This is a genomic window from Pseudomonas sp. 22085, assembly GCF_052045815.1.
Lineage (GTDB): Bacteria > Pseudomonadota > Gammaproteobacteria > Pseudomonadales > Pseudomonadaceae > Aquipseudomonas > Aquipseudomonas glycinae.
This window is the reverse complement of record NZ_JBQEQA010000009.1, coordinates 217,000-242,658: the sequence shown is the minus strand read 5'-3', so window position 1 is coordinate 242,658 and position 25,659 is coordinate 217,000. Positions and strand designations below refer to the sequence as shown.

The window sequence follows — 25,659 nt, the reverse complement described above, 5'->3', positions numbered from 1 at the left end:
TTGCGATGGTTCAGTCAGCATCGATGTTGAATGTCATGCCGCCATCGCGAGCAAGCTCGCTCCCACAGGTTCAAACGTATGACGAAAAGTGGAGGCCCATCATCATGGCCAACCTGAAAATCAAGAATCTGCAAAAAGGCTTCGAAGGTTTTTCCATCATCAAGGGCATCGACCTTGAGGTGAACGACAAGGAATTCGTGGTGTTCGTCGGCCCGTCGGGCTGCGGCAAATCCACCCTGTTGCGACTGATCGCCGGCCTTGAAGAGGTCAGCGGCGGCACCATCGAACTGGACGGGCGCGACATCACCGAAGTCAGCCCGGCCAAGCGCGATCTGGCGATGGTGTTCCAGACCTACGCGCTGTACCCGCACATGACCGTGAAGAAAAACATGTCGTTCGCCCTCGACCTGGCCGGCGTACCGAAAGCCGAAGTCGAGAAGAAAGTCGGCGAAGCGGCGCGGATTCTCGAACTCGGGCCGATGCTGGAACGCAAGCCAAAACAGTTGTCCGGTGGCCAGCGTCAGCGCGTGGCCATCGGCCGGGCAATCGTGCGCAACCCGAAAATCTTCCTGTTCGACGAGCCGCTGTCCAACCTCGACGCCGCCCTACGGGTGCAGATGCGCCTGGAACTGCTGCGCCTGCACAAAGACTTGAAAGCCACAATGATCTACGTGACCCACGATCAGGTCGAAGCCATGACCATGGCCGACAAGGTGGTGGTGCTCAATGGCGGCAAGATCGAACAGGTCGGCTCGCCGCTGGAGCTGTATCACAACCCCGCCAACCTGTTCGTCGCCGGTTTCCTCGGCACGCCGAAAATGGGCTTTCTCAAAGGCCAGATCGCGCGCATCGACGGCGCGAGTTGCGAAGTCTCGCTGGACGCCGGCACCCGCATTACCCTGCCGTTCAACGCGGCGAATCTGAGCGTCGGCAGCGCCGTGACCCTGGGCATTCGCCCGGAACATCTGGAACTGGCGCAAGCGGGCGACTGCACGCTGCAAGTCACCGCCGACGTCAGCGAACGGCTGGGCAGCGACACCTTCTGCCACGTCAAGACCAACGCCGGCGAAGCCCTGACCATGCGCGTGCGCGGTGATCTGGCGAGCCGTTACGGCGAACAACTGAACCTGCACCTGGACGCTGCCCACTGCCATCTGTTCGATGCCGACGGCGTGGCGCTGACCCGCCCGCTGCGCGCGGCCGCCTGATTTCGAGACTGACCCGATGAAACTGAACAAGCAAAACCTCAACCGCCTGGCCGCCGAAGTGAAACTGCCGGCCTACAGCCTCAGCGACACCCGCCAGGGCATCGCCCACATTGGCGTCGGCGGCTTCCATCGCGCGCATCAGGCGTATTACACCGATGCGCTGATGAACACTGGCGAAGCACTGGACTGGGCGATTTGCGGCGTCGGCCTGCGCGCCGAAGACCGCCGCGCCCGGGACGACCTCAAGGAGCAGGACTACCTGTTCACCCTGTTCGAACTGGGCGACAGCGATGACACCGAAGTCCGGGTCATCGGCGCGATCCGCGACATGCTGCTGGCCGAAGACAGCGCCCAGGTGCTGATCGACAAACTCGCCGATCCGCAGATCCGTATCGTCTCGCTGACCATCACCGAGGGCGGTTATTGCATCGACGACAGCAACGGCGAATTCATGGCGCACCTGCCGCAGATTCAGCACGATCTGACGAACCCGCAACAGCCGAAAACCGTGTTCGGTTTCCTCTGTGCGGCACTGTCCCGACGCCGTGCGGCGGGCATTCCGGCGTTCACGGTGATGTCTTGCGATAACCTGCCACACAATGGCGCCGTCACCCGCAAGGCACTGTTGGCCTTTACTGCTTTGCTGGATCCGGACCTCCACGACTGGATCGACACCAACGTCAGTTTCCCCAACGCCATGGTCGACCGCATCACGCCGATGACCAGCACCGCGCATCGCCTGCAACTGGCGGACAAACACGCCGTCGACGACGCCTGGCCGGTGGTCTGCGAACCCTTCGTGCAATGGGTGCTGGAGGACAAGTTCGTCAACGGCCGCCCGGCGTGGGAAAAGGTCGGCGTGCAATTCACCGACGACGTTTCACCCTACGAAGAGATGAAGATCAAACTGCTCAACGGCAGCCATCTGGCGCTGACTTATCTGGGCTTTTTGAAGGGTTACCGCTTCGTTCACGAAACCATGAACGACCCGTTGTTCGTGCGCTACATGCGTGCCTACATGGACCTGGACGTGACCCCGCAACTGGCGCCGGTGCCGGGCATCGACCTGACCGAGTACAAGGACACGCTGGTGGCGCGGTTTTCCAATCAGGCGATTGCCGATCAGCTTGAGCGTGTTTGCTCGGATGGGTCGTCGAAGTTTCCCAAGTTCACTATTCCGACGATCAATCGGTTGATTGCCAATGGGCAGGAGACCAAGCGCGCGGCGTTGGTTGTAGCGGCCTGGGCGCTTTACTTGAAGGGCGTGGACGAGAATGGCGACACTTACTCGATTCCGGATCCTCGGGCGGCGTTCTGTCAGGGGTTGGTCGCGGAGGATGCTTTGATCACTGAGCGGTTGTTGGGGGTTGAAGAAATCTTCGGTACGGTGATACCCCGTTCGCCAGAGTTTGTTGCGGCGTTTGAGTGGTGTCTGAACAGCTTGCGAGAAGAAGGCGTCACACAAACCCTGGAAAAGATTCTCGCCATCTGATCGTTCCCACGTCGAGGCGTCGAACCGTCTGCGTGGGAATGCAGCCCGGGACGCTCCGCGTCCCCTTCAACAGCGGACGCAGAGCGTCCATTGAGGCATTCCCACGCAGAGCGTGGGAACGATCTTTACCGCGAATCAACAGGTTTACTCATGAACAACCAACAACTGTTCCTCGGCATCGACTGCGGCACCCAAGGCACCAAAGCCATCATCCTCGACGCCACCAGCGGTCAGGTGTTGGGCCAGGGCGCCGCCGCGCACACGATGATCAGCGGCGCCAACGGCCGTCGCGAACAAGACACCGCGCAATGGCTGGAAGCCTTCACCCTCGCCACCCGCCGCGCTTTATTGGCGGCAAATGTCGACGGCCAGTCGATCCTCGGCATCGGCGTCTCCGGCCAGCAACACGGCCTGGTACTGCTTGACGACCAAGGCCAGGTCCTGCGCCCGGCCAAGCTCTGGTGCGACACGGAGACCACACCAGAGAACGATCAACTGCTCGCTCATCTGGGCGGTGAGCAAGGCTCGCTGGAACGCCTCGGCGTGGTCATCGCGCCGGGCTACACCGTGTCCAAACTGTTGTGGACCAAGGAGCAGCATCCGAATGTGTTCTCCCGCATCGCGCGAGTTCTGCTGCCCCACGACTACCTGAATTTCTGGCTCACCGGTCGTGCGTGCAGCGAATACGGCGATGCATCCGGCACCGGCTATTTCAATGTGCGCACCCGCCAATGGGATTTGCAGCTGCTGCGCGACATCGACGCCAGCGGCCGTCTGCAATCCGCGCTGCCCGAGCTGATCGACGCCCATCAAGCGGTGGGCACGATCCTGCCGGCGGTTGCCGAGCAACTGGGCATCAACCCCAACGCACAGGTCTCCAGCGGTGGCGGCGACAACATGATGGGCGCCATCGGCACCGGCAATATTCAGCCGGGGGCGATCACCATGAGCCTCGGTTCTTCCGGCACGGTGTACGCCTACGCTGAGGCACCGAAGGTCAGCCCGGACGCCTCGGTCGCGACCTTCTGTTCCTCGAGCGGCGGCTGGCTGCCGTTGATCTGCACCATGAACCTGACCAACGCCACCGGCGCGATCCGCGAACTGTTCAACCTCGATCTCGACGCGTTCAATGCCTTGGTGACCCAGGCCCCGATCGGCGCCGAGGGCGTAAGCATGCTGCCGTTCCTCAACGGCGAACGCGTGCCGCCCCTGCCCCACGCCACCGGCAGCCTGCACGGCCTGACCATCGATAACCTGACCCAGGCCAATCTGTGCCGCGCCGCCGTCGAAGGCACCACCTTCGGCCTGCGTTATGGACTGGATCTGTTGCGCCAGAATGGTTTACAAAGCCGCAGCATTTGCCTGATCGGCGGCGGTTCGAAAAGCGCGGTGTGGCGGCAGATCGTCGCCGACATCATGAACACCCCGGTGATTTGCACCGAGCAAAGCGAAGCCGCAGCCCTCGGCGCGGCGATTCAGGCGGCGTGGTGCAAGTCGTGGTCGAACGGCCACGAAGACACCCTGGCGGACCTGTGCCAGCGCTGCGTGAAGCTCGACCTGAACAGTGAAACCCTGCCGGTTGCCGCGAATGTTGCGGCCTTCCAGCAGGCCTATGAACGCTATCGACTGCATGTCGCAACCTTATAAAGAGCAAACAACTATGTACCTGGTGTGTGGCGAAGCGCTGTTCGATTTCTTCAGCGAAGACGATGCCGGCGGGCAGGCCTCGAAAGTCAATTTCAAGGCGATTGCCGGTGGCTCGCCGTTCAACGTGGCCGTGGGCTTGCGTCGGTTGGGCGTGGATTCGGCGCTGTTCGCCGGGTTGTCCACCGACTACCTCGGCCGACGCTTGCATCAAGTCCTGCAGGATGAAGGCGTCCGTCCGGATTACCTGGTGGATTTCGCCGCGCCGACCACCCTGGCGATGGTCGCGGTGGGCGCCAACGGCTCGCCGCACTACAGCTTCCGCGGTGAAGGCTGCGCCGACCGGCAGTTGAATCAGGCGCACCTGCCGACGCTGGGCCCGCAAGTGCGCGGCCTGCACTTCGGTTCGTTCTCGCTGGTGGTGCAACCGATTGCCGACACCTTACTTGCGCTGGTGCAGCGCGAAAGCGGCAAACGCCTGATCAGCCTCGACCCGAACGTGCGCCTCAACCCGGAGCCGAACATCGATCTGTGGCGCGAACGAATCGCTACGCTGGTGCCGTTGGCGGACTTGATCAAAGTCAGCGACGAAGATCTGAGCCTGCTGTATCCCGAGCAGGATCCGGCGCGCGTCATCGAAGGCTGGTTGCAGCATCGCTGCCAGGTGGTGTTCCTGACCCGTGGCGGTGAAGGCGCGACCGTGTTCAGCCGTGCCCACGGTTCATGGTCGGTGCCGGCAAGCTCGGTGAAGATTGCCGACACCGTCGGCGCCGGCGATACCTTCCAGGCCGCTTTGATCACTTGGCTGACCGAGCATGAGCTGGATTCGGTGGAAGGCGTGCAGCACCTGAGCCGCGAACAGATCGACGGCATGCTCAGGTTTGCCGTACAGGCCGCCGCCCTTACATGCAGTAAAACAGGTCCGGATTTGCCTTATCGCCACCAGTTGACCTGACCGCGTAGACTGGCGCCCTTTTTTGCACGACGGGATGACGGCTTTTGAATTCGGGGCGCAAGGTTGGACTGTTGGTATTGGCGGCACTGCTGACCGGATGCGGAACATCGCCACCGCGTTCGCCGGAAAACCTCTGCGAGATTTTCCGGGAAAAAAGTGATTGGTACGACGCTGCGCAAGTTACGCAAAGGCGCTGGGGCGTACCGATCCAGGTGCCGTTCGCGATCATGTATCAGGAGTCCGGCTACCGTTACGACGCCAAGACGCCGCGCAAATACCTGTTGTGGGTGATCCCGTGGGGCCGGGTTTCGACGGCCTCCGGCTATGCACAGGCCAAGGATGAAGTCTGGTCCGACTACCAGAAAAGCACTGGTCGCTACAGCGCCGATCGCGAAGACTTCGACGACGCCATCGACTTCGTCGGCTGGTACATGGACAAGACCACCTCGATCAACGGCGTGTACAAGTACGACGCCTACAACCAGTACCTCAACTACCACGAGGGCTGGGGCGGCTTTCGCCAGAAGACCTACGCCAGCAAGGCGTGGCTGATGCCGGTGGCGCGCAAGGTGCAGAACCGCTCGGACATGTACGGTCAGCAATACGCGGCATGCAAGGATGATCTGAATCGCGGGTTCTGGAGCCGGTTCTGGCATTGGCTCTGACTCTCGGTGCTCTTTAGGACGCCTTCGCGGGCAAGTCGAATCGTCGCACCGCAGCTCCCACAGGGATTTAGAGTGACCACAATTTAGTCAGCACCCGGGGAAACCTGTGGGAGCGGGCTTGCCCGCGAAGGCGTCAGCTCAGACACCGCCAACCTATGGGTTACAACACCGAAAAGTTGTAACTCACAATCAACCGTGTCTCATCCACATCCCGAGCGAACTTCTCGTAGTTGGTGCGGTACGTCGCATTACGCAACCGCAGGCTGACATCCTTGAACGTGCCGGTCTGAATCACGTACTTCAACTCGCTGTCACGCTCCCACTCTTTGCCTTCCTGATCGCTGCCCGGCACCTTGATGTGATCGCCGTTTACGTAACGGGTCAGGAAGCTCAGGCCATTGATGCCGATCGCCTTGAAGTCATAGTCATAACGCAGCTGCCAGGAACGTTCCTGTGCGGCCGCGAAGTCGTTGACCTGCACGTAGTTCACCAGATACGGATTGCTGCCATCCAGATACGGCATCGAATTGTCGCCGTTCATGCGCTGCCAGCCGGCACTAAAGGTATGACCGCTGATGCCGTAGGACAGCATGCCGCTCAAGGCGCGGTTGTCGATGGAACCGGCTTTCGCATCACCGCTGTCGGCGCTCTTCAGCAAGCGCAGATCGGCTTTCAGCACACCGTCACCCAGTGGCTGATTGGCCAGCAGCCCCACGAAGTGCTGGCGATAGATGTCTTCCAGCTCGGCGTAGTGGTACTGCGCAGTCAGGCGATCGTTGATCTTGTAGTCGAAGCCGTACATGTCGAAATGATCGGCGGTGGTGTTGCAGGCATAGCGCTTGTTCTTGCAGTGCACGCGGATGTCTTGCGAATCGGTCGAATCCCGGGCGGTGTACTTGTCCAGCCGTGCGGCCATGAAGGTCAGGTCCTTCACCTCTTTGGAGGTCAGCATCGCACCGTTGAACATGGTCGGCAGCAGACGGCCGTCGTTGTATTTCAGCAGCGGCAGATCCGGCAGCAGCGCGCCGTATTTCAGCACCGTGTCCGAGACTTTGACCTTGGCGGTCAGGCCCATTTTTGCGTACTGACCTTTCGAACCGCGCGGGTTGTCGCCGCTGGACGGCAGCAGGCCGCTGTTGCTGCGATCCGGGCTGGAATCGAGCTGGAAACCCGCCATGCCCAGCGCATCGATCCCGAAACCCACGGTGCCTTCGGTGTAGCCCGATTGCAGATTGAGAATAAAGCCCTGCGCCGACTCTTCGCGCTTGGACGCGCCCTGATCACTGGAGGTGTGCCCGTCACGGAAATCGCGGTTGAAGTACACCGTGCGCGACTCGATCTTCGCCGTGGTGTCTTCGAAAAAACCGCTGGCCTGGACCTGCGCGGTAAAACCGGCGCACAGCACGAAGGCTCCGAAGCCAAGCGACTGGCGCGGGGTGATGAGGGAAAATGGGGGACGCATTGAAAACTCCAACAAAACAACGATTGCGCAGAGGCGCAAACAACCAGAAATAGCTCCCGTCCCGGATCGATAAGAACCGGGAGGCAGTGAACACGCGGGGGTGAACGGCAATGATGGCAGATGGCTTTGACGTGCCACAGACGACTTTAGTCTGAAACTGACTGGTTGTTCCCGGATGCCGGATACGGCCTTCGCGGCAGATCGGTCCATCCGCAAGTGCCTGTTTTACTGGGCCCAACCGTGGGCCTAAGGGTTTTCCCTATGGGATCGGAGCACTGCCTCTACGGCATTTGCGCCTTGAACGAGGCCGTTTAATCCTGCACCATCCGCCCACGCTAATCCAAAGGACGGAAATCAAGGCATGCTGGACGCCAACGCTACCCACATTACCCTCACGCTCGAAGGCGCTTCCGCCGACCTGCAAGTCCTCAGTTTCACCGGTCGCGAAGCCCTCAACGAGCCGTTCCGTTTCGACATCGAACTGGTCAGCGCCCGTCCCGACCTCAAACTTGAAGAACTTCTGCACAAGCCTGGCTGCCTGACATTTGGCGCCACCGGCGAGGGCAAGATTCACGGTCTGGTGTATCGCATCGAGCAAGGCGATTCCGGCAAGACCCTGACCCGTTACAGCCTGAGCCTGGTGCCGCAACTGGCCTACCTGCGGCACAACCATGACCAACAGATCTTCCAGCAACTGACGGTGCCGAAGATCATCGCCCGCGTTCTGGAAGATCGCGGAATCCTGGCCAACGCCTACAGCTTCCAGCTCGGCGCCGAGTACCCGGAACGCGACTACTGCGTGCAGTACGACGAATCCGACCTGCACTTCATCCAGCGCCTGTGTGAAGAGGAAGGCATTCACTTCCACTTCCAGCACAGCAGCAGCGGCCACAAGCTGGTGTTCGGCGACGACCAGACCGTGTTCCGCAAACTGAAACCGGTCAACTACCAGCAAGACTCCGGCATGACCGCCGACAAACCGGTGATCAAGCGCTTCAACCTGCGTCTGGAAACCCGTACCAGCCGCGTCAGCCGCCGCGACTACGATTTCGAGAAACCGAAGATCTTGCCCGAAAGCGCAGTCAAATCCGCGTTCATGCCGGATCTGGAAGACTACGACTACCCAGGCCGCTTCACCACACGCGAGCGCGGCAAGTTCCTCTCGACCCGCGCGCTGGAACGCCATCGCAGCGACTACAAACTCGCCGAAGGCAAAGGTGACGAACCAACCCTGACCAGCGGCCACTTCATGACCCTGGCCGAACATCCGCGCGCCGAATGGAACGATTTGTGGCTGCTGCTGGAAGTCTTCCACGAAGGCAAACAGCCGCAAGTGCTGGGCGAAAACGTCACCAGCGACGTCACCGACAACAAGAGCGATTTCCACCAGGGCTACCGCAACTCGTTCGTGGCCACCCCGTGGGACGCCCACTACCGCCCTGCCCTCGAACACCCGAAACCGAAAGTCCTCGGCAGCCAGACCGCGATCGTCACCGGCCCCGCCGGCGAAGAAATCCACTGCGACCAGTACGGCCGCGTGAAAGTGCAATTCCACTGGGACCGCGACGGCCAGGCCGATGACAAGACCACCTGCTGGCTGCGCGTCGCCAGCGGCTGGGCCGGCGCAGCCTACGGCGGCATCGCCATCCCACGGATCGGCATGGAAGTGCTGGTGACCTTCCTCGAAGGCGACCCCGACCAGCCATTGGTGACCGGCTGCCTGTACCACAAGGAAAACGTCGTCCCCTACGACCTGCCGGCGAACAAGACCCGCAGCACCTTCAAGACCCTGAGTTCACCGGGCGGCAAGGGCTACAACGAATTTCGCATCGAAGACAAGAAAGGCGCGGAACAGATCTACATCCACGCCCAGCGCGACTGGGACGAGAACATTGAGCACGACCAGAAGATTCGGGTTGGCAATGAACGGCATGACACCGTTGAAGCCAATGTTTTAAGTGAATTCAAGGTCGAGGAACACCGCATCACCCACCTGGATCGCAAGAGCGAAATGCGCGCCAACGACCACCTGACTGTCGGCGTGACCCAGCATGTGAAGGTCGGCACCGGTCAGTTTGTCGAGGCGGGGACGGAGATTCATTACCACGCCGGCGAGAAAGTGGTGATCGAAGGCGGGATGGAGCTCACGGCCAAGGCTGGCGGCAGTTTCGTTAAGGTTGATGCCGGTGGTGTGACAATCAGTGGTGCCGAGGTGAAGGCCAATACCGGCGGCGCGCCCGGCGCCGGCACCGGGATCGCAATTCTGCCGCCGCTGATACCACTCATTGCAGATCAGGCCAGAGCTGGAAGCGTGCTTAAAGCGAAAGTGATAGAAGAGCGTTTTGACGAACAACTAAAATTCGTGACGAAACTTGGTAAACCCGTCAAGTCCGTCAAGACAGCACTGATTATCCCTTCAGAAACAGCACCGCAAATATCAAAGAGCGATGCTGACGGGCTTCACCCAAGAGTGCAAACAGATTCCAAGGAGCCTGTGCAGGCTCACCTTGTATGGGACGAGCTGTCCGTTCCGTCTGGTGCCGATGATTATGAAGCGAGCCGGAACAAATGAGCACGCCACCGATTACTACATTCACCACCAACGACAAAAAATGTTCTGTACATGAAGTTGTCCTTGGTTGCGAAAAATTGTGGGCCATGGGGCAAGAAGAAGCGATACGACGCCTGAGCAAACAACGATCCTCAAGCTCAGGAAAGTACGAGCTGATCTCTGACTTCAGTGCACGGGCCGCTAGAATTGCGGCTGCTTATGCCGGCTTCTACCTCGAATCTGGCGAAGATGGAAAACCAGAACTAAAAGGCCGATTCTACTGGATGGGTTTGGCCGCTTTTGCAAGCAAGCAAGTTAAGTGTGGGCTGGACTTTATTCCCAATGATCCTTATCTCGCACTCACCCCGCCGATCGTACAGCCTCCCTTACGAATTGGTAAAAACTCCCTAGGGAAGGGAAATTTCTGGTTATTTCAAGATATTTTTGTTTGGCATTGGTTTTACGCAAAATATAAAGATCAGTTTGATGAGTGTGCTCCAGAGCGCAACGCGCGGAGCTGTGAAGGCCAGATAAAAACCAACATCGACAGCTTGCCCTGGGCAGATGACGCGCTGCCAATACTAAACAACCTGGCTGTAACCAGTGACGTTGTTAAAGGTTTTAAAGCAATAAAAGCAACCGAGGAGCTTTCTCAGGGACCCGCAAGAAGAAATGCCCAGCTGACCTCCTTGCTGGCCATCGCCGACCATGAACAACGTCGTATCCTGCAACCGTTGATTTATGAAAGCACTCCATTTAGAGCAACATTAAAAATGCAAGCTGGTTTCGAGTGGGCACCATTTGTACCGGTACGAGTCGCTGCGCTAAGTACTGCTTGCGATGTTGAGAATCCAGAGCTCAGAGTCCAGATGTCGGAAGGCGATCTCTACGACGAAACAGATCGAATGGAGTTTATTGGGTCCATCGCCAAGCAATACCACAAGCTCATGGGAGAACGAGAAAGCTACATGGAAGGCCAAATCAAAACGATTGCCACCTGGTCAAATGCCAAATGAAATTTTTATGGGTGTTTTTTTCAGGCCTGCTACTTGCTGCTTGCAACAATGGTGATTCCAACATGACAAATACACAAAGCCACATCGAAATAGAGCTACACGACAAAATAGAAAATATTGTACAAAGTACGCCATTAGAAATCTCCCAAGAATGCCTGAGTGAGTTAGATCTCTGCTGGTACAAGTTTAAAAGATCAGCAAATGAAAAAGACCTGCCTACCGTAACAGTAAAAAATTCAAGCACCTCACTTACAATTGAAAAAGCTACAAGCTTCACCATGGTGATAGACAAAAAAATCGGCGACACCATTGAAAACGTTGACATCACAGTGAGAGGCCTCCCTGACAACAGCCCGCATGAAAAACAAAAAGACTTCATTTATGACTTGCTAAAAAAAATAAAATCAGCTGGCTGGAAACACTATTTCTATCCAGGGGACCCTAGGATTTCCGGGTCTGAGATAGGAAAAATTCCCTCACCAGACGACGTATTGGGGCACTTGGTTTCCAGCCATCCCTGGCTGGACCCGGATTACGAGCTTGACATTGATCGCTGGCTGAAAATTGAATCATTTTACAATTGGTATTTTTACAATGATGGTGTCTATCTGACTTTTAAAGCCTGGCGCCGTGATTCCAAAGACACCCCGGACAAGACGGGCACATATTTACTATCGATGGAGTTCCTGAGCGAGCGCGACTTCTGGTCTTCAGGTTTTACCAAAGATGAAGAAAAGGCAAGATGGAAAGAGCTGTTGCCTGCTCAACTGAAGCGAGACCATGATGCGCGTATTGCTGCTGAAAACAATGCTCGTGCTGCGGGAATAGAAATCGATGAGAACTATAAAGATCCTGTTATAAAAGCAATTCAGTGAAATAGGCGTATGCACTGACCAACGAAAACCGTGGTGAATTTTCTTTGAAGTGCCTGCGCCTGCACATCTTTGTTTCCTTTCTTGTGGCGTGCTCGACTACTCATGGTGCTTCTATGCCCTATGAGGCTTGGCGACTGGGTTTCTCTGCACCCAACTATATGGAGGTCTGGATCGAGACGACCGACGTTGTAGATATCAAAGGCCAGGTTTATAGACGCGCGATGAGCGGCAATGCGGCTATCCAAAATTCACCTGGCAATTTAAGAAAACCAAAGGGCTGGCCGGAAAAGCCCGGTTGGGGCAAGGGAAAATATGTCACCGGCGCAGATCTCCCCAAAAAAATCTACGTTCGGTGGCAGTCTTTGGTTGAACCTCAAACCTATCAAATGGGCATAGACATCCCAGAGTCGGCTAGAGAAATCATGCGAAAAGAGGAGAACGCCTACTGCGCTGCCGATGGAAAATGGATTACAGGTTATCGAGAAGCTTTGGTCGTCGGACTTGCTCCAGGTGGTGTTGCCAAACTCTGGGCCCTCGGCCCATGCCTGACACCTGTTGAAATCACTCGCGTTCACGCTGAAATTGATCCGCGTGGTCCTTACGAAGGAGAGTCCGGAGGAAAACATCGTCCACTTTCCGCAGTGTCGAAAGCCTATGTTGAAAAATTTGGCGTGCCATATGGCTCTTGGTAATCAGAAAATAAGAAAACCATGGCCCCCTCTCATCCTTGCACTTGCGTGCCTCCCCGCTTTCGCCGAAACGAAGAAAACGCTACTGGACTGCCCGCTTTCAGATGGAACCACTGCCTCACTGCTGTCCGCTTCAAATGAGGACGGGCAGCGACTCTTCGTAAAACTCAACAACCAGACAGAAACTGCCTTCACTGACATGTCCGACTCGGACTTCGTCGGTGAAATTGCATTGGCAAAATGCACGGGCTCCGTTTTGATCTACGCCATGAACTATGGCTCTCCCTATTTGAAGGGCGCCGTTTTACGCAAGAATCCAGACAGCGGAACGCTGGAACGCATCGATTTTGCCGAAAAGGCCCTGCCGGTTTCTTTGTACCTGAGTGCTCGGGAGATGCGCCTGGTCATTCCCAACGATGGCTATGAAATCCCCGAAAAATTTGTCGTTTACGACTACATCACCCCAAAAGGCCAGCCGGAAGAACCCAAGGGAGTGAATACGGTACCCGATAAAAAAGGTTTCAAAGTCATCGATCTCAAATAATGACTCTGCGTTGGGCTTCGCGTTCTATTCGATCGTAGGGTCACTCCCCGTGAGAGTCTAAATTGCTCTGTTAGCTACTTTGAACCGGCGAAAGCACGGGCAGATAATTCAAGTTTTCTGCCCGTGAATGCTAGGCCGTCGCTCTAAAAATCAAACCGGCGCCTTCCAATTCAACATTTTCTGCTGCGCAACCTGCAGCAAATCACTGCCATCCTGCGTCAGCAGGTACAGCGCATGGGTGATGTGGGGAATGTCCTGGACATCGGCGTGTTTGAAGCACAGGCAGTGCAGGGTTTCGAGCAGGTCGGCTGCGGCACGGATGCGTTGCACGGCGGCTTCGAAGAGGTCTTTTGGGTTGGCTTGGGTGTCGATGACCAGCGGTGCGCTGTCAGTGACGCCGCTGTTGAGCGGGAGGTAGCGGGCGGAGCTTAATTTCAGGATTGGCATTGGAATTACTCAAGGCAGCTTGAAAGTAACCGCCAGCACCGTGACCAAACGATGGGGAGGCGGACTGTGTACAGGCTTGGTCAACCGAGAACCACCTGACTCGGCTCGCCCGAAGGCGACCCTGCACACAGCCGCCACAGCAATGCACTCCGCGGACACGAATGTCCGTCGGGGCGAATAATGGCACACATGCACAGGTGATTACGTTAGGTGACCAAACCTAAGTCGCTGATTTTGCAGCGACGCCAAACCATAACCGCCCCACTCCAGCCCCCGAAAGCAGATAAGGCATCCACCCTTGTAGGAATCCGCCGAGACTCCCCCGCGAAACAATCCCCGCCCAGACAGCCGGCGTTCAGCCCGGTTAACCATCGCTTAACGCCGTGGTCAAAAACTTTACTGAACCGCACATCCTCAGCCTCAGGCTGACGCCGAGTGCGGCAGGTTTGGCTGGCGATCCGCCGAACTCCATTTCCGTCGCACCGGAGTCCATCATGAACATTCGTCCGTTCCTGCTCACCACCGCCCTCGCCTGCACCGCGTTTGCCGGGCTGGCCCAGGCCAATGACACTTCCAAGGCCGTTCCCTACGAATACGGCATGCCGCTGCATGTCGCCAAAGTGGTTTCCCTGACGGAGCCGCAGACGCAGGAGTGCAAGGTCATCACCGCCGACATGAAGTACCTTGACAACACCGGTAAACCGGAAGAAATCAGTTACCGGAAATTATCTGACGCCTGCAGCTTCCAGAACTGACAGAAAGCTCTGATTTGCGGCTTTGCGGTAGGCGAGCACAGGTCTCGAAGAGTATGCTCGGGGCCCTCCTCACTGCCGCAAGGATTCGCCATGCAGTTGTCGTTTCGCACGCTCTCGACCATCACCTTCTCCCTGTGTTTTCTGCTTTCCTTGGCGTGGGGCCTGGCGCCACAGGTGTTGTTGGCGATCTGGAGCATCGAGTATTCAGAGGCAGCCGGATTCGTCGCACGGCGCAGTGCAGTGCTGTTTGCGGCTTTGGGGGTGATGTTTTATCTGGTGCGCAACGCGCCCGTGTCGATCGCGCGCAATGCGCTGAGCAACGGCTTTATCGTCGGCTGTTTTGGCCTGGCGGTGCTGGGGTTTGCTGAATGGCTCAACGGCCACGCCGGCCCCGGGATTCTGCTCGCGGTGCTGGTCGAGTTCGCGCTGGGCCTTGGCTTCTTGCAGGCCCGGCGCGTGACGGTCGAACTGGGTGAAACAGTCGGTTAGACGACTCGGGATCGCGGCATTGCATGATGGCTTGTCGATTGTTGCGCAAGATCCGAGCGCAACCCGGCGATCAGGCCGTTGATTTCGCGACAGCTATTCAAATGACTGGCATCGATGCCACTCACCTGCAGTTCAACCTGATCGGTCTGGTGATCGCCATACACCTTGACGGTCATCGAAAGATCCGGAGACAGCGTGCACTGGCAGCGTTTCGGTAGAAAGCTGCTTTCAATGATGTTGCGGAGTTCCAAGGCAGACAGAAACATGGCGAAACCTCTCCTTACTGTGAGACTGCCAATCAAGTATTCACGTCGACCGTTGCCACGGTTCCCACGGGTGTATCCCCGCTGAATCCCTGGGTGTGACAAGCGGCTGTACTGCGAAATGCCCATTGGAGTGTAGGCGCCCAGACTCGGTGCGCTGCACCAAATCAAAGCATAAAACGTGCCTTTCATCAGGTTGCATTCACCTCCTTGAAAATCAAAGGCTTGGGAAAAAGGCAGGCCACTGGCCAGTTGCAAAATGCAAGATTCGATCGTGCAGGCACTGCAATTTGCATGCGGCTGGCGGTTTGCATTCATCGCCCTTGGCAGTGAGAATGCCCGTCAACCAACGCACACCCGCCAGGAGGCTTCAATGGGAAATTTCACTGTTTACGCAACCGCCGGCCTGATGCTCGCCAGCCTGTCCACCCTCACCCACGCCGCCAAACTTGAAGACACCGCGCCTTATCCGAAGGCCGAAGCGGGCTTCACTCGCCAAGTCATCCACCTGCCGCAGCAGGCCCAGGAAGAAAACTTCAAAGTCGAAATCCTCGCTGGCAAGACCCTCGAAGTCGACTGCAACCGCCAACGCCTGGGCGGCACCCTCGAAGAGAAAAACCTCGAAGGCTGGGGTTATCCGTTCTACCGCCTGGAAAAAGTCAGCGGCCCGATGAGCACGCTGATGGCCTGCCCGCCCGGCACCCAAAAAAAACGCGCGTTCGTACTGGTGATCGGTGATGGCTTTACCGTGCGCTACAACAGCAAGCTGCCGATCGTGGTTTACGCACCGCAGGACGTTGAAGTGCGTTTCCGTATCTGGTCGGCTTCCGAAAAGGTTGGCGTGGCAATACCCGAATAATCTGCAAAGGAGCCGCAGCCTTGATTACCTGCCACGTCAGATACGTGATTGATCCCTATCAGTTGGACGCATTCGAAGCCTACGCCAAGTCCTGGCTCGCTATCGTCGAACGGCTGGGAGGAACGCATCACGGTTACTTCCTGCCCTCGGAAGGCGCGAGCAATATCGCGTATTGCCTGTTCAGTTTCCCGTCGCTGGCGGATTACGAAAGCTATCGCCACATCGCACTGACCGACCCGGAAAGCAAGGCACTGGTGGCCGATCTGGTCGAAAAGAAGTTCATCATCAGCTACGAGCGCAGTTTTCTTCGCCCACTGCTGCCCTGAACGCTTCAACGCCGTTGGCAGGATGTACAAGGACGCGCGCAAGCGCGGACAGTCGGCCTGGTCAGTGGTGCCGTATCTGTTGCTGACGGCGGTGTTTGTATCAGTCGGGCCGTTGTTGTACCTGGTGGTCCGGGGCTTGCAGGATCGCAAGCGTTCGGCGCCGGTCATTTCGCCAGACGCCTGAGCCCGAACAGCATCCCGCCCGCCCCTAGCAGCATCGCCGCCAGAAACAACGGATACGACACCCACCACGGCGTGCCGGCGGTCATCATGCTGAACTCCGACATGGCGCCGATGCTCGCAATCAGGTTGAGCGGCAGGAACACCACGTTGATCAGCGTCAGTTTGCGCAGCAGGTTGTTCATGCTGTTGTTCATCAGGTTGCCCCGGGCGTCGATCAGCCCGGAGAACACCGTCGAATAGATTTCCGCCTGCTTGTAGCACTGGTTGTTTTCAATGATCAGGTCGTCGATCAGGCCGATGGCTTCGCTGCCGAAATGCTGTTTTTCCGCGTGATTGCGCAGCCGCGTGAGCACCGCGCCGTTGCTGTGCAAGGCGTTGATGTAATAGATCAGGCTTTCGCTGAGGTTGAACATCTGCACCAGATGCTGGTTTTGCATCGAGGCGTTGAATTTCTGCTGCAACTCCCGGGCGACCAGTTTGATCACCTTCAGATGCCCGAGGTAGTGATGGATGTTGTTGAACAGCAGGTCCAGCAACACATCCAGCGGCGTGTTCAATGGCTGGCGTGTGCCGACGCCGTGCAGCGGCGTGTCGTCGGTCGCGATCACCAGCAACTGGCCCGGCGAGAACAGCAAGCCGCAGGACGAAACCTCAAAGGCCAGGCTGCCACCGCCGGAATAGTTTTCCGGGCGTTTCCAGATCAGAAACAAGTGATCGGGGTGAAACTCGATCCGTGACACCTCGTCCGGGTCGAGCGCCGAAGCCAGCGCGTGTTCATCGAGTTTGAAGTGACTGTGGAGCAAGTCGCGCTCGGCAGCGTCGGGGTCGCTGAACAGCATCACCTCGGCGTCCAGCCGCTCGACCCGCTGCAAGGCGCCGTGATTGAGTGCAAAGCTGTTGATCATCGGCCGGTCACCAGGCCTGACCGCGGCGTTTCAGCTCAAGACGCCGCACGAACTCTTCCAGTACAAGCGAATACAGGTCGTCCTGCAGGTAGGCGTCTTCGATGCCGGCGTCGAGGTTCGGGTTGTCGTTGACCTCGATCACCACCACTTTGTCGCCGGCCTGTTTCAAATCGACGCCATACAAGCCATCGCCGATCAGGTTGGCGGTCTTCACCGCCAGTTCCACCACCGAGCGCGGCGCCTCGTGGATCGCCAGCGTGCGGCATTCGCCGTTGACATCCTGGCCCTTGGCCTTGTGGTTGTAGATCTGCCAGTGGCCTTTGGACATGAAGTACTGGCAGGCAAAGATCGGTTTGCGGTTGAGCACGCCGATGCGCCAGTCGTACTCGGTGTAGAAGAATTCCTGGGCCAGCAACAGCACCGAATGCTCGAACAGTTCGGCGGTGGCTTCCAGCAAGGCCTGCTGGCTCTCGACCTTGATCACGCCACGGGAGAAACAGCCATCCGGGATCTTCAGCACCAGCGGAAAACCGAGGCGTTCGCCGACCCGCTCGAAGTCTTCGGGTCGCTCCTTGTAGAGAATTTCCGTGGCCGGCATGCCCAGTTGATGGCTGTTGAGCAGGTCGGTGAGGTAGACCTTGTTGGTGCAGCGCAGGATCGACGTCGGGTCGTCCATCACCACCAGCCCTTCGCTTTCGGCCTTCTTGGCGAAGCGGTAAGTGTGGTTGTCAACGCTGGTGGTCTCGCGGATCAGCAAGCCGTCGTACTCGGCAAGCCTTGCGTAATCCTTGCGTTCGATCAGCTCGACATCAATGCCCATGCCTTTGCCGACCCGCACGAAGTTTTCCAGTGCGCGGGCATTGGACGGTGGCAAGGCTTCCTGCGGATCATGCAGGATCGCCAGGTCATATCGCGCTACTTGCGGCGAGCGCGGTACACGCCAGATCTTGCGACTGAAGTCGTCCAGCGCATTGGCAAACTGATCTTCCTGATCGTCGCGTAACTTGTGCAAGGCCCCGGACTTTATGCCTTCGATGTGCCAACCGTTAGTTCGACGGAACTCAACTAACAGAATCGGACATGGAAATACTTCAAATAATTGCCGGGCCAGATCCTGCAACGGCTCGATATGGGTTCTGCCGAAATAAAGTGTCAGCGTAAAACCTTCGGTGTCGCTGTAGAGGTGATGGCTGAGGGCTTTTTCCAGAGTTTTATCCAGGTCGTCCAGCGCCAGGCCGTAAAGGGATTTTCGGGTCAGTTCGCTGATGGTCCGCACCGACGGAATCACCTTATGGCCCCTGGCTTCCGCCAACAGCGAGCAGTAGTAGCCGTGGCCCAGGTACTTGTAGCTGCGGCACAGATTGATCACCTGCACTCGTTTTCCCGGTTCGTTATCGGGTGGTTGTTCGAGGTATTCCTGGGCCGTCAGGATGTCTTCGCTGGGAAAGTACGAGGCCCAGTCTTCCTTGCGTTCGACGATGATCAACACTTGACTGGACGTTCTGATCTGCGGTTTTAAATAAGTTGCCGGTGGCAAACTTTGACTGGATACTTCGCGCCAATGACCCTGTACCGCTGACATAGAAATTGATCCGTTGGAGAACAAGACCTTTTCTATTAAGCACGAAGTTTTTCGAAAGTCCCGTTTCGTTACGCAACTTTTACGGTGGTCATATGAATGCTGTTTTTCGCCTGGCGGTCGTTGATGATTTGCCAGCGTTGCTGACGCTGGAGATGCACTGTTTCACCACGGACCGGCTCACCCGCCGCAGTTTCCAATGGATGATCACCCGGGCCCACGGGCAATTATGGGTGGCCGAGCGCGAGGGTCAACTGGCCGGTTATGCGCTGGTGCTGTTTCATCGCGGCACCTCGCTGGCCCGCTTGTACTCCATTGCGATTGCCCCCGAGGCACGCGGCGGCGGTCTGGGAAAACAATTGCTGCAACGGATCGAGGCCTGCGCGCTCGAGCACGACTGCGCCTATCTGCGGCTGGAAGTGCGCACCGATAACCCCACCGCCATCGCCCTGTACGAGCGCAACGGCTACCGGCGCTTTGCGCTGATCCATGACTACTACGAGGATCACGCCGACGCGTTGCGTCTGGAGAAACGCATTCTCCAGCACCGCGACTCACGCAACATCAAGGTCCCCTATTACCGACAAACCACCGATTTCACCTGCGGCCCGGCCTGCCTGCTGATGGCCATGGGAGCATTGCAGGCCGATCGCTTATTGGAGCGGCGCGAAGAGTTGCAGTTGTGGCGCGAGGCAACCACGGTGTTCATGACAGCTGGCCATGGCGGTTGCAGCCCGCAAGGCCTGGCATTGGCGGCGTGGCGCCGGGGTTTCAGAGTGCGTTTGCAACTGAGCATGAGCGGGCCGCTGTTTCTCGACGGCGTGCGCGATGCGCATAAAAAAGACGTCATGCGCCTGGTGCATGACGAGTTCATGGCGCAACTGAATGACACCGATGTCGATCAATCCATTGGCGTAACGATGGACGTACCCGCACTGCTGGCCAACGGTGGCCAGCCTCTGGTGCTGATCAGCAGCTATCGCCTGACCCGCTCGAAGTCGCCGCACTGGGTGATCGTTACCGATTGCGACGAAGACTTCGTCTACCTGCACGACCCGGATGTCGACCACAGCCAGCATCGCCAGCCCATGGACTGCCAGCACGTGCCGGTCAGCCATGGGGAGTTCGAGAAAATGTGCCGCTTCGGTCGTGGCAAATTGCGGGCGGCGGTGGTGCTCTACGCCCGGACTACTTGAGTCCGACCTTGTACAGCGAACCGTTGGACTCATCCGTCAGCACATACAGGTAACCGTCCGGCCCCTGACGTACATCACGGATCCGCTGTTTCAGTTCGCCCAGCAAGCGTTCTTCATGCACCACCTTGTCGCCGTCGAACTGCAAGCGGATCAGCTCCTGCGTCACCAGCGCACCGATGAACAGATTGTGCTGCCACGGCTTGAATCGATCGGCATCGTAAAAAGCCATACCGGTGACGCCCGGGGATTTTTCCCAGACATGGTGCGGCCCGACCGTGCCTTCGGCGGTCTTGCCCTTGGCTTCCGGGATCGGTTGCATGGAGTAGTTGATGCCGTGGGTCGCCAACGGCCAGCCGTAGTTCTTGCCGCGCTCGATGATGTTCACCTCATCGCCGCCGCGCGGGCCGTGTTCGTTTTCCCACAAGGTGCCGGTCCACGGATTGAGCGCGGCGCCCTGGGGATTGCGGTGGCCGTAGGACCAGATTTCCGGGCGTACGCCGGACTGACCGACAAAGGGATTGTCATCGGGCACCTTGCCGTCGGGGTAGATCCGCACGACCTTGCCTTGCAGCTTGTCCAGATCCTGTGCGGTCGGGCGGTCGTTGTTTTCGCCCAAAGTGATGAACAGATAACCGTCCCGATCGAACACCAGTCGCGAACCGAAGTGGTTGCCGACCGACAGTTTTGGCTCCTGGCGGAAAATCACCTGGAAGTCCTTCAAGGTTTTCAGGTCATCCGACAGGCGCCCGCGCCCCACCGCCGTTCCTGCCTTGTCACCCGCACCGCCGCCTTCGGCGTAAGACAGGTATACAAGGCGATCCTGTTTGAAGTCCGGTGACAGCACCACGTCGAGCAATCCGCCCTGCCCCTTGGCCCAGACATCCGGCACACCGGTGATCGGCGCGGACAGTTTGCCGTCAGCGTCTACCACACGCAGGTTGCCGGGGCGTTCGGTCACCAGCATGCCCTGGCGATCCGGCAGGAAAGCCAAGGCCCATGGGTGTTCAAGGCCTTGGGTAATCGTCGTGACTTCGAGGGTGCCCTGTTCGCTTTGCAGCTCTTTGGGAGCGGCAGCGAACGCCGGGGCGGCGATCAGTGCACTGGCACACAGGCCGGCCAGAAGGGTTTTACGCAACATGCACGATTCCTTTTGTTCGTGTGAAGGGCTGACAGAAACGGTTCTGCCATTCAACGGTTGCTCCCGCTGTCACGGGCTGGAGGATTGAGAATGAAGGTCGGTGGCTTGCTCGGGACCGAGCGCAGCGGCTGGCCATTGCCGATGCCGCGATTTTCCAGGGTCGGCGGACGCGGCACGGGAACGGTGTTCGGCCCGCGAACGGGCGGAGTGCCGGGCTGGGTGCCCTGCATGCTGTTGGGGTTCGCCCGGCGGATCGGGCTGTTGTAGGGATTGTTGCTGTTGCCGGTCGGACTTTGTGCCAGCAACAGCGATGAACGGGTTATTGCGCCATCGGCGTGAACCAGCCCGCCACTGAGGGCGAGCAACGCAATGCCAAGCAGGAAACGGTTCATGAACGGCCTCTTTCGGTGCGCAGGGACTAGAGCCTTCGAGTCCACGCTACGCCGTGGGTTCGGATTTGTTAACCCGTCACCGCTAAACAAGATGTAACACGGCTTGACCTGCCGTTTACCGCCGCCCCACAAACAACGGAAACTTTTACGCCGGACCACGGGTCACCCGAACATCACTCGGAGGACGGCACATGGCTCGGGCAATCTGGAAAGGCGCAATCAGTTTCGGTCTGGTGCACATCCCCGTGGCACTGGTCTCGGCGACGTCATCCCAGGGCGTCGACTTTGACTGGCTCGACAGCCGCAGCATGGACCCGGTCGGCTATAAACGAGTCAACAAGGTTACTGGCAAGGAAGTCACCAAAGAGCACATCGTTAAAGGCGTGCAGTTCGAAAAGGGCCGCTATGTGGTGCTCAGCGAGGAAGAAATCCGTTCGGCGCACCCGGTTTCGACCCAGACCATCGACATTTTCGCCTTCGTCGACAGTGACCAGATTCCGTTGCAGAACATCGACACGCCTTATTACCTGGCCCCGGACAAGCGCGGCGGCAAGGTCTACGCCTTGCTGCGTGAGACCCTGAGCAAAACCCAGAAAGTCGCCCTCGCCCGCGTCGTTTTACACACCCGCCAATACCTGGCAGCGTTGATGCCTCTGGAGTCGGCGCTGGTGCTGGTGAAGCTGCGCTGGCCGCAGGAGGTGCGCAGCCTCGACGAACTTGAACTGGGCAGCGAAGTGACCAAGCCGCAACTGGCAAAGGGCGAACTGGACATGGCCAAACGGCTGGTAGAAGACATGACGGCGGACTGGACGCCCGAAGACTATAAGGACGAGTTCGAAAACAAGATCATGGCACTCGTTGACAAGAAGGCCCATGAAGGCAAGATCGAAGACGTTGAAACGGTTTCCGGAGAAGAAGAGCGCAAATCGGCTGATGTGATCGACTTGACCGAACTGCTCAAGCGCAGCCTCGGCGGGAAAGCCCCGGCGAAACCGGCGAAGAAGACCACCAGTAAGGCAGCGCCGGCGAAGAAGACCAAACAAGCCTCGTAAAAAGTCAATCGGGCGACTGTCTTGCAACAGTCGCCCGATTCGTCAGATCAAAATGAAGACCGCCAGCAAACCGCCGAAGATCGCCCACTTTTCCATGTAGTAGAGCTTGCGATTGCGTTTTTTCAGCTCTTTGCCGCGCAGGCGAATCTTGTAGATCCTGGTGAACAACCGGTTGATGCCACCGGTGCGGTCACCCGCATCGTTCGGCGCACCCGCCGCCGACATCACGGTACGGCTGAACCAGCCATTGAACGCCGCCGCCCAGCGATACTTCATCGGACGCTCAACGTCACAGAACAGAATGATCCGGTTCTGATCCGTAGTGTTTTCCGCGTAATGAATGAAGGTCTCGTCAAACATCACTGCTTCGCCATCACGCCAGTGATAGTTCTCGCCATCGACGTTGATGTAGCAACCGGCATCGTTCGGCGTTTCCAGGCCAAGGTGGTAGCGGTACGAACCAGCATACGGGTCGCGGTGACGCACCAGTTTCGAGCCCGGTGGCAACTCGGCAAACATCGCAGCCTTGATTGAGCCGATGCTCTGCACCAGCTCAGTGGTGCGCGGGCACAGTTGCAGCGCCGACGGGTGGCTGTCGCCGTACCACTTCAGGTAGAAACGCTTCCAGCCGGTCTTGAAGAACGAGTTGAAACCGACGTCGTCGTACTGATTCGAGCGCTTGATCTCGCCAGCGCGCAGCAGGTTGCGGCCTTCCTCGCGAATTTCTTCCCAGTGGGCCTGCAACGGGCTCAGATCGGGAAAGTCCTTCGGATCGAGGTACGGCGTGTTGGGCTTTTTCGAGAACAGATAAAGGAAGCAGTTGATCGGTGCCAGAAACGAAGAGTGATCGCTCAGTTGACGACCGAGTTTGTGTCGTACGCGCCCGCGCAAGTGCACGTATGCAATGGAAATGACATATACAGCGGCAATGATGAGTTTCACGAAAATCGTCACACGTCAGAAGTGAACAAACTGCGCGCCTTTCGGGCTGTGGCCCAAGGTCTGTGGCAGTGGTCTGAAATCAAAATAAACGTCCCGGTGGCGCATCCTTGAGCCCATGCCGGACAAGGCACTGGGTGAATGGATGGCATTTTAGCCACAGTTTGTAACCAATAGTGAACCTTCATCTGTGAAAAACTGTCTCGCGATTGCTCCAAACGGCAATCGGAATGTCAGCGCCCTATCGTTTAAAGAGCCAGACCAGTACAATCGCCGCCAAACTTTACGCGCCCCCTTGGTTGATGACGGGATAGTCCCGCCTCAGCGCACTTCGACTCGGGCCAAGCGCTCCGGCTGCACCCTCGCTACTCAGCACGCTTCGCAGGAAAAACCTTTGATTTCTACAGCTAACATCACCATGCAGTTCGGCGCCAAGCCGCTGTTTGAAAACGTTTCGGTCAAATTCAACGGCGGCAACCGCTACGGCCTGATCGGCGCCAACGGTTGCGGCAAGTCGACCTTCATGAAAATCCTCGGCGGCGACCTCGAGCCGTCCGGCGGCCAGGTCATGCTCGAGCCCAACGTACGTCTGGGTAAACTGCGCCAGGATCAGTTCGCCTACGAAGAGTTCACCGTGATCGACACTGTGATCATGGGTCACGAAGAGCTGTGGAAGGTCAAGGCCGAGCGCGACCGCATCTACTCGCTGCCGGAAATGAGCGAAGAAGACGGCATGGCCGTGGCCGAGCTGGAAACCGAATTCGCCGAGATGGACGGCTACACCGCCGAATCCCGCGCCGGCGAACTGCTGCTGGGTCTGGGCATTCCGCTGGAACAGCATTTCGGTCCGATGACCGAAGTTGCGCCAGGCTGGAAACTGCGTGTTCTGTTGGCTCAGGCACTGTTCTCCGATCCGGAAGTGCTGCTGCTCGACGAACCGACCAACCACCTGGACATCAACACCATCCGCTGGCTGGAAACGATTTTGACGGCGCGTAACAGCACCATGATCATCATTTCCCACGACCGTCACTTCCTGAACAGCGTCTGCACCCACATGGCCGACCTGGACTACGGCGAGCTGCGCCTGTTCCCGGGCAACTACGACGAGTACATGACCGCGGCGACCCAGTCCCGCGAGCAATTGCTGTCGGACAACGCCAAGAAGAAAGCCCAGATCGCCGAACTGCAAACGTTCGTCAGCCGCTTCTCGGCCAACGCCTCGAAAGCCAAGCAGGCCACTTCCCGCGCCAAGCAGATCGACAAGATCCAGCTGGCCGAGGTCAAGCCATCGAGCCGCGTGAGCCCGTTCATCCGTTTCGAACAGACCAAGAAGCTGCACCGCCAGGCCGTGACCATCGAGCAGATGTCCAAGGGCTTCGACGGCAAGACTCTGTTCAAGAACTTCAGCTTTACCGTCGAAGCCGGCGAGCGCGTGGCGATCATCGGCCCGAACGGTATCGGCAAGACCACGCTGCTGCGCACGCTGATGGGCGAACTGACCCCGGACGCAGGTTCGGTGAAGTGGACCGAAAGTGCGGAGCTGGGCTACTACGCTCAGGACCACGCCCACGACTTCGAAGAGGACGTCAGCCTGTTCGACTGGATGGGTCAGTGGACTCAGGGCGAGCAAGTGATCCGCGGCACCCTCGGTCGCATGCTGTTCTCCAACGACGAGATCCTCAAGTCGGTGAAGGTGATTTCCGGTGGTGAGCAAGGTCGCATGCTGTTCGGCAAGCTGATCCTGCAAAAGCCGAACGTGCTGGTGATGGACGAACCGACCAACCACCTGGACATGGAATCGATCGAGGCGCTGAACCTGGCGCTGGAAAACTATCCGGGCACGCTGATCTTCGTCAGCCACGACCGTGAGTTCGTATCGTCCCTGGCCACGCGTATCATCGAGCTGAGCCCGAACGGCGTGACCGACTTCAGCGGCACCTACGACGATTACCTGCGCAGCCAAGGCGTAGTGTTCTGAGTCGAATCGAGCGGTAAATAGAAAGCCCTGTCCTTGTGACAGGGCTTTTTTTTT

The 25,659-nt window shown here is 58.1% G+C and carries 25 protein-coding genes and 1 pseudogene; 18 read left to right on the top strand and 8 right to left on the bottom strand.

The window, feature by feature from the left end; all coding sequences use genetic code 11:
* The first annotated feature begins 104 nt into the window (after positions 1-104).
* The 5 genes from ACTJK7_RS13875 to ACTJK7_RS13855 all read left to right on the top strand — a co-directional run bounded on the left by ACTJK7_RS13875 (position 105) and on the right by ACTJK7_RS13855 (position 5,964).
* Positions 105-1,208, top strand: coding sequence for an ABC transporter ATP-binding protein (locus ACTJK7_RS13875; protein ID WP_085654077.1), 1,104 nt, complete (start codon positions 105-107; stop codon positions 1,206-1,208).
* A gap of 16 nt (positions 1,209-1,224) precedes the next feature.
* Positions 1,225-2,700: a mannitol dehydrogenase family protein gene (locus tag ACTJK7_RS13870; RefSeq protein WP_108561857.1), complete on the top strand. Its 1,476-nt coding sequence runs from the start codon at positions 1,225-1,227 to the stop codon at positions 2,698-2,700.
* Positions 2,701-2,850: 150 nt separating this feature from the next.
* The gene (gene xylB / locus ACTJK7_RS13865; protein ID WP_108561855.1) at positions 2,851-4,347 is read left to right on the top strand and encodes a xylulokinase; all 1,497 of its coding nucleotides are present in this window, start codon (positions 2,851-2,853) and stop codon (positions 4,345-4,347) included.
* A 13-nt stretch (positions 4,348-4,360) separates the two neighbouring features.
* Positions 4,361-5,299 (top strand): carbohydrate kinase family protein, encoded by a 939-nt coding sequence (locus ACTJK7_RS13860; RefSeq protein WP_440779735.1) that lies wholly within the window; start codon positions 4,361-4,363, stop codon positions 5,297-5,299.
* Between the two features lie 44 nt (positions 5,300-5,343).
* Positions 5,344-5,964, top strand: coding sequence for a transglycosylase SLT domain-containing protein (locus ACTJK7_RS13855; RefSeq protein ID WP_440779737.1), 621 nt, complete (start codon positions 5,344-5,346; stop codon positions 5,962-5,964).
* Between the two features lie 160 nt (positions 5,965-6,124).
* Here the strand turns inward: ACTJK7_RS13855 and ACTJK7_RS13850 are convergent, their stop codons facing one another.
* A complete protein-coding gene (locus ACTJK7_RS13850) occupies positions 6,125-7,426 on the bottom strand; it encodes an OprD family porin (protein ID WP_440779738.1) in 1,302 nt (433 codons plus the stop codon).
* 361 nt (positions 7,427-7,787) lie between these two features.
* On the opposite strand from ACTJK7_RS13850, the gene ACTJK7_RS13845 reads away from it, so the two are divergent.
* The 5 genes from ACTJK7_RS13845 to ACTJK7_RS13825 all read left to right on the top strand — a co-directional run bounded on the left by ACTJK7_RS13845 (position 7,788) and on the right by ACTJK7_RS13825 (position 13,101).
* A complete protein-coding gene (locus ACTJK7_RS13845; RefSeq protein WP_440779739.1) occupies positions 7,788-9,998 on the top strand; it encodes a type VI secretion system Vgr family protein in 2,211 nt (736 codons plus the stop codon).
* Positions 9,995-10,993 (top strand): DUF2515 family protein, encoded by a 999-nt coding sequence (locus ACTJK7_RS13840; RefSeq protein WP_064381737.1) that lies wholly within the window; start codon positions 9,995-9,997, stop codon positions 10,991-10,993. The genes ACTJK7_RS13845 and ACTJK7_RS13840 overlap by 4 nt, the downstream gene beginning before the upstream one ends.
* Complete coding sequence (locus ACTJK7_RS13835) at positions 10,990-11,868, top strand: hypothetical protein (RefSeq protein WP_064381738.1); 879 nt, start codon at positions 10,990-10,992, stop codon at positions 11,866-11,868. Before ACTJK7_RS13840 ends, ACTJK7_RS13835 begins: the two co-directional genes overlap by 4 nt.
* 113 nt (positions 11,869-11,981) lie before the next feature.
* Positions 11,982-12,560, top strand: coding sequence for a DUF2931 family protein (locus tag ACTJK7_RS13830; RefSeq protein WP_419791677.1), 579 nt, complete (start codon positions 11,982-11,984; stop codon positions 12,558-12,560).
* Positions 12,547-13,101, top strand: coding sequence for a hypothetical protein (locus ACTJK7_RS13825; protein WP_223290680.1), 555 nt, complete (start codon positions 12,547-12,549; stop codon positions 13,099-13,101). The genes ACTJK7_RS13830 and ACTJK7_RS13825 overlap by 14 nt, the downstream gene beginning before the upstream one ends.
* Before the next feature lie 150 nt (positions 13,102-13,251).
* On the opposite strand, the gene ACTJK7_RS13820 is transcribed toward ACTJK7_RS13825, so the two are convergent.
* Entirely contained in the window at positions 13,252-13,548 is a 297-nt protein-coding gene (locus ACTJK7_RS13820; protein WP_108561849.1) for a hypothetical protein, read from the bottom strand.
* A 494-nt stretch (positions 13,549-14,042) separates the two neighbouring features.
* Between ACTJK7_RS13820 and ACTJK7_RS13815 the strand changes: the two genes are divergently transcribed.
* Positions 14,043-14,303, top strand: coding sequence for a DUF2790 domain-containing protein (locus tag ACTJK7_RS13815; protein ID WP_011334038.1), 261 nt, complete (start codon positions 14,043-14,045; stop codon positions 14,301-14,303).
* A 90-nt stretch (positions 14,304-14,393) separates the two neighbouring features.
* The gene (locus ACTJK7_RS13810) at positions 14,394-14,792 is read left to right on the top strand and encodes a hypothetical protein (protein ID WP_236178529.1); all 399 of its coding nucleotides are present in this window, start codon (positions 14,394-14,396) and stop codon (positions 14,790-14,792) included.
* Here ACTJK7_RS13810 and ACTJK7_RS13805 read toward each other — a convergent pair.
* Positions 14,789-15,058, bottom strand: a complete 270-nt coding sequence (locus tag ACTJK7_RS13805; RefSeq protein WP_064381742.1) for a DUF1652 domain-containing protein — start codon at positions 15,056-15,058, stop codon at positions 14,789-14,791. The genes ACTJK7_RS13810 and ACTJK7_RS13805 overlap by 4 nt on opposite strands.
* Positions 15,059-15,428: 370 nt before the next feature.
* Here ACTJK7_RS13805 and eco point away from each other — a divergent pair, with 370 nt between their 5' ends.
* The 3 genes and pseudogenes from eco to ACTJK7_RS13790 form a co-directional block, all read left to right on the top strand.
* Positions 15,429-15,914, top strand: coding sequence for a serine protease inhibitor ecotin (gene eco, locus ACTJK7_RS13800; RefSeq protein ID WP_440779740.1), 486 nt, complete (start codon positions 15,429-15,431; stop codon positions 15,912-15,914).
* Positions 15,915-15,934: 20 nt separating this feature from the next.
* Positions 15,935-16,240, top strand: coding sequence for an NIPSNAP family protein (locus ACTJK7_RS13795; RefSeq protein WP_440779741.1), 306 nt, complete (start codon positions 15,935-15,937; stop codon positions 16,238-16,240).
* Positions 16,241-16,262: 22 nt separating this feature from the next.
* Positions 16,263-16,424, top strand: a pseudogene (locus ACTJK7_RS13790) (DUF2834 domain-containing protein); the annotation flags it as partial.
* On the opposite strand, the gene ACTJK7_RS13785 reads toward ACTJK7_RS13790, so the two are convergent.
* Together ACTJK7_RS13785 and ACTJK7_RS13780 are read right to left on the bottom strand one after the other, a co-directional pair.
* Positions 16,405-17,328: a magnesium transporter CorA family protein gene (locus ACTJK7_RS13785; protein ID WP_440779742.1), complete on the bottom strand. Its 924-nt coding sequence runs from the start codon at positions 17,326-17,328 to the stop codon at positions 16,405-16,407. The pseudogene ACTJK7_RS13790 and the gene ACTJK7_RS13785 sit on opposite strands and share 20 nt — an antisense overlap.
* Positions 17,329-17,335: 7 nt before the next feature.
* Entirely contained in the window at positions 17,336-18,910 is a 1,575-nt protein-coding gene (locus tag ACTJK7_RS13780; protein ID WP_323151055.1) for a RimK family protein, read from the bottom strand.
* A 92-nt stretch (positions 18,911-19,002) separates the two neighbouring features.
* Between ACTJK7_RS13780 and ACTJK7_RS13775 the strand changes: the two genes are divergently transcribed.
* Positions 19,003-20,103, top strand: a complete 1,101-nt coding sequence (locus ACTJK7_RS13775; RefSeq protein ID WP_323151056.1) for a GNAT family N-acetyltransferase/peptidase C39 family protein — start codon at positions 19,003-19,005, stop codon at positions 20,101-20,103.
* Here ACTJK7_RS13775 and ACTJK7_RS13770 read toward each other — a convergent pair.
* Complete coding sequence (locus tag ACTJK7_RS13770) at positions 20,096-21,241, bottom strand: PQQ-dependent sugar dehydrogenase (protein WP_323151057.1); 1,146 nt, start codon at positions 21,239-21,241, stop codon at positions 20,096-20,098. The two genes, ACTJK7_RS13775 and ACTJK7_RS13770, sit on opposite strands and share 8 nt — an antisense overlap.
* Before the next feature lie 50 nt (positions 21,242-21,291).
* A complete protein-coding gene (locus ACTJK7_RS13765) occupies positions 21,292-21,633 on the bottom strand; it encodes a hypothetical protein (protein WP_323151058.1) in 342 nt (113 codons plus the stop codon).
* Positions 21,634-21,824: 191 nt separating this feature from the next.
* Between ACTJK7_RS13765 and ku the strand changes: the two genes are divergently transcribed.
* Entirely contained in the window at positions 21,825-22,685 is an 861-nt protein-coding gene (gene ku, locus ACTJK7_RS13760; RefSeq protein WP_323151059.1) for a non-homologous end joining protein Ku, read from the top strand.
* 42 nt (positions 22,686-22,727) lie between these two features.
* Here ku and lpxO read toward each other — a convergent pair whose 3' ends face one another.
* Positions 22,728-23,627 (bottom strand): lipid A hydroxylase LpxO, encoded by a 900-nt coding sequence (gene lpxO / locus ACTJK7_RS13755; protein ID WP_108563681.1) that lies wholly within the window; start codon positions 23,625-23,627, stop codon positions 22,728-22,730.
* Positions 23,628-24,018: 391 nt separating this feature from the next.
* Between lpxO and ACTJK7_RS13750 the strand changes: the two genes are divergently transcribed.
* The gene (locus ACTJK7_RS13750) at positions 24,019-25,605 is read left to right on the top strand and encodes an ABC-F family ATPase (protein WP_108561835.1); all 1,587 of its coding nucleotides are present in this window, start codon (positions 24,019-24,021) and stop codon (positions 25,603-25,605) included.
* Positions 25,606-25,659: the final 54 nt, after the last annotated feature.

Bases quoted from the DNA above. Each gene is read 5' to 3' on its own strand.
- ACTJK7_RS13845 (WP_440779739.1), top strand. From the start codon at position 7,788: ATGCTGGACGCCAACGCTACCCACATTACCCTCACGCTCGAAGGCGCT.
- ACTJK7_RS13835 (WP_064381738.1), top strand. From the start codon at position 10,990: ATGAAATTTTTATGGGTGTTTTTTTCAGGCCTGCTACTTGCTGCTTGC.
- ACTJK7_RS13850 (WP_440779738.1), bottom strand. From the start codon at position 7,426: ATGCGTCCCCCATTTTCCCTCATCACCCCGCGCCAGTCGCTTGGCTTC.
- ACTJK7_RS13875 (WP_085654077.1), top strand. From the start codon at position 105: ATGGCCAACCTGAAAATCAAGAATCTGCAAAAAGGCTTCGAAGGTTTT.
- ACTJK7_RS13830 (WP_419791677.1), top strand. From the start codon at position 11,982: ATGCCCTATGAGGCTTGGCGACTGGGTTTCTCTGCACCCAACTATATG.
- ACTJK7_RS13775 (WP_323151056.1), top strand. From the start codon at position 19,003: ATGAATGCTGTTTTTCGCCTGGCGGTCGTTGATGATTTGCCAGCGTTG.
- ACTJK7_RS13820 (WP_108561849.1), bottom strand. From the start codon at position 13,548: ATGCCAATCCTGAAATTAAGCTCCGCCCGCTACCTCCCGCTCAACAGC.
- ACTJK7_RS13810 (WP_236178529.1), top strand. From the start codon at position 14,394: ATGCAGTTGTCGTTTCGCACGCTCTCGACCATCACCTTCTCCCTGTGT.
- ACTJK7_RS13765 (WP_323151058.1), bottom strand. From the start codon at position 21,633: ATGAACCGTTTCCTGCTTGGCATTGCGTTGCTCGCCCTCAGTGGCGGG.
- ACTJK7_RS13770 (WP_323151057.1), bottom strand. From the start codon at position 21,241: ATGTTGCGTAAAACCCTTCTGGCCGGCCTGTGTGCCAGTGCACTGATC.
- eco (WP_440779740.1), top strand. From the start codon at position 15,429: ATGGGAAATTTCACTGTTTACGCAACCGCCGGCCTGATGCTCGCCAGC.
- ACTJK7_RS13780 (WP_323151055.1), bottom strand. From the start codon at position 18,910: ATGTCAGCGGTACAGGGTCATTGGCGCGAAGTATCCAGTCAAAGTTTG.
- ACTJK7_RS13860 (WP_440779735.1), top strand. From the start codon at position 4,361: ATGTACCTGGTGTGTGGCGAAGCGCTGTTCGATTTCTTCAGCGAAGAC.
- ACTJK7_RS13805 (WP_064381742.1), bottom strand. From the start codon at position 15,058: ATGTTTCTGTCTGCCTTGGAACTCCGCAACATCATTGAAAGCAGCTTT.
- ACTJK7_RS13825 (WP_223290680.1), top strand. From the start codon at position 12,547: ATGGCTCTTGGTAATCAGAAAATAAGAAAACCATGGCCCCCTCTCATC.
- ACTJK7_RS13815 (WP_011334038.1), top strand. From the start codon at position 14,043: ATGAACATTCGTCCGTTCCTGCTCACCACCGCCCTCGCCTGCACCGCG.
- ACTJK7_RS13840 (WP_064381737.1), top strand. From the start codon at position 9,995: ATGAGCACGCCACCGATTACTACATTCACCACCAACGACAAAAAATGT.
- ku (WP_323151059.1), top strand. From the start codon at position 21,825: ATGGCTCGGGCAATCTGGAAAGGCGCAATCAGTTTCGGTCTGGTGCAC.
- xylB (WP_108561855.1), top strand. From the start codon at position 2,851: ATGAACAACCAACAACTGTTCCTCGGCATCGACTGCGGCACCCAAGGC.
- ACTJK7_RS13870 (WP_108561857.1), top strand. From the start codon at position 1,225: ATGAAACTGAACAAGCAAAACCTCAACCGCCTGGCCGCCGAAGTGAAA.
- ACTJK7_RS13785 (WP_440779742.1), bottom strand. From the start codon at position 17,328: ATGATCAACAGCTTTGCACTCAATCACGGCGCCTTGCAGCGGGTCGAG.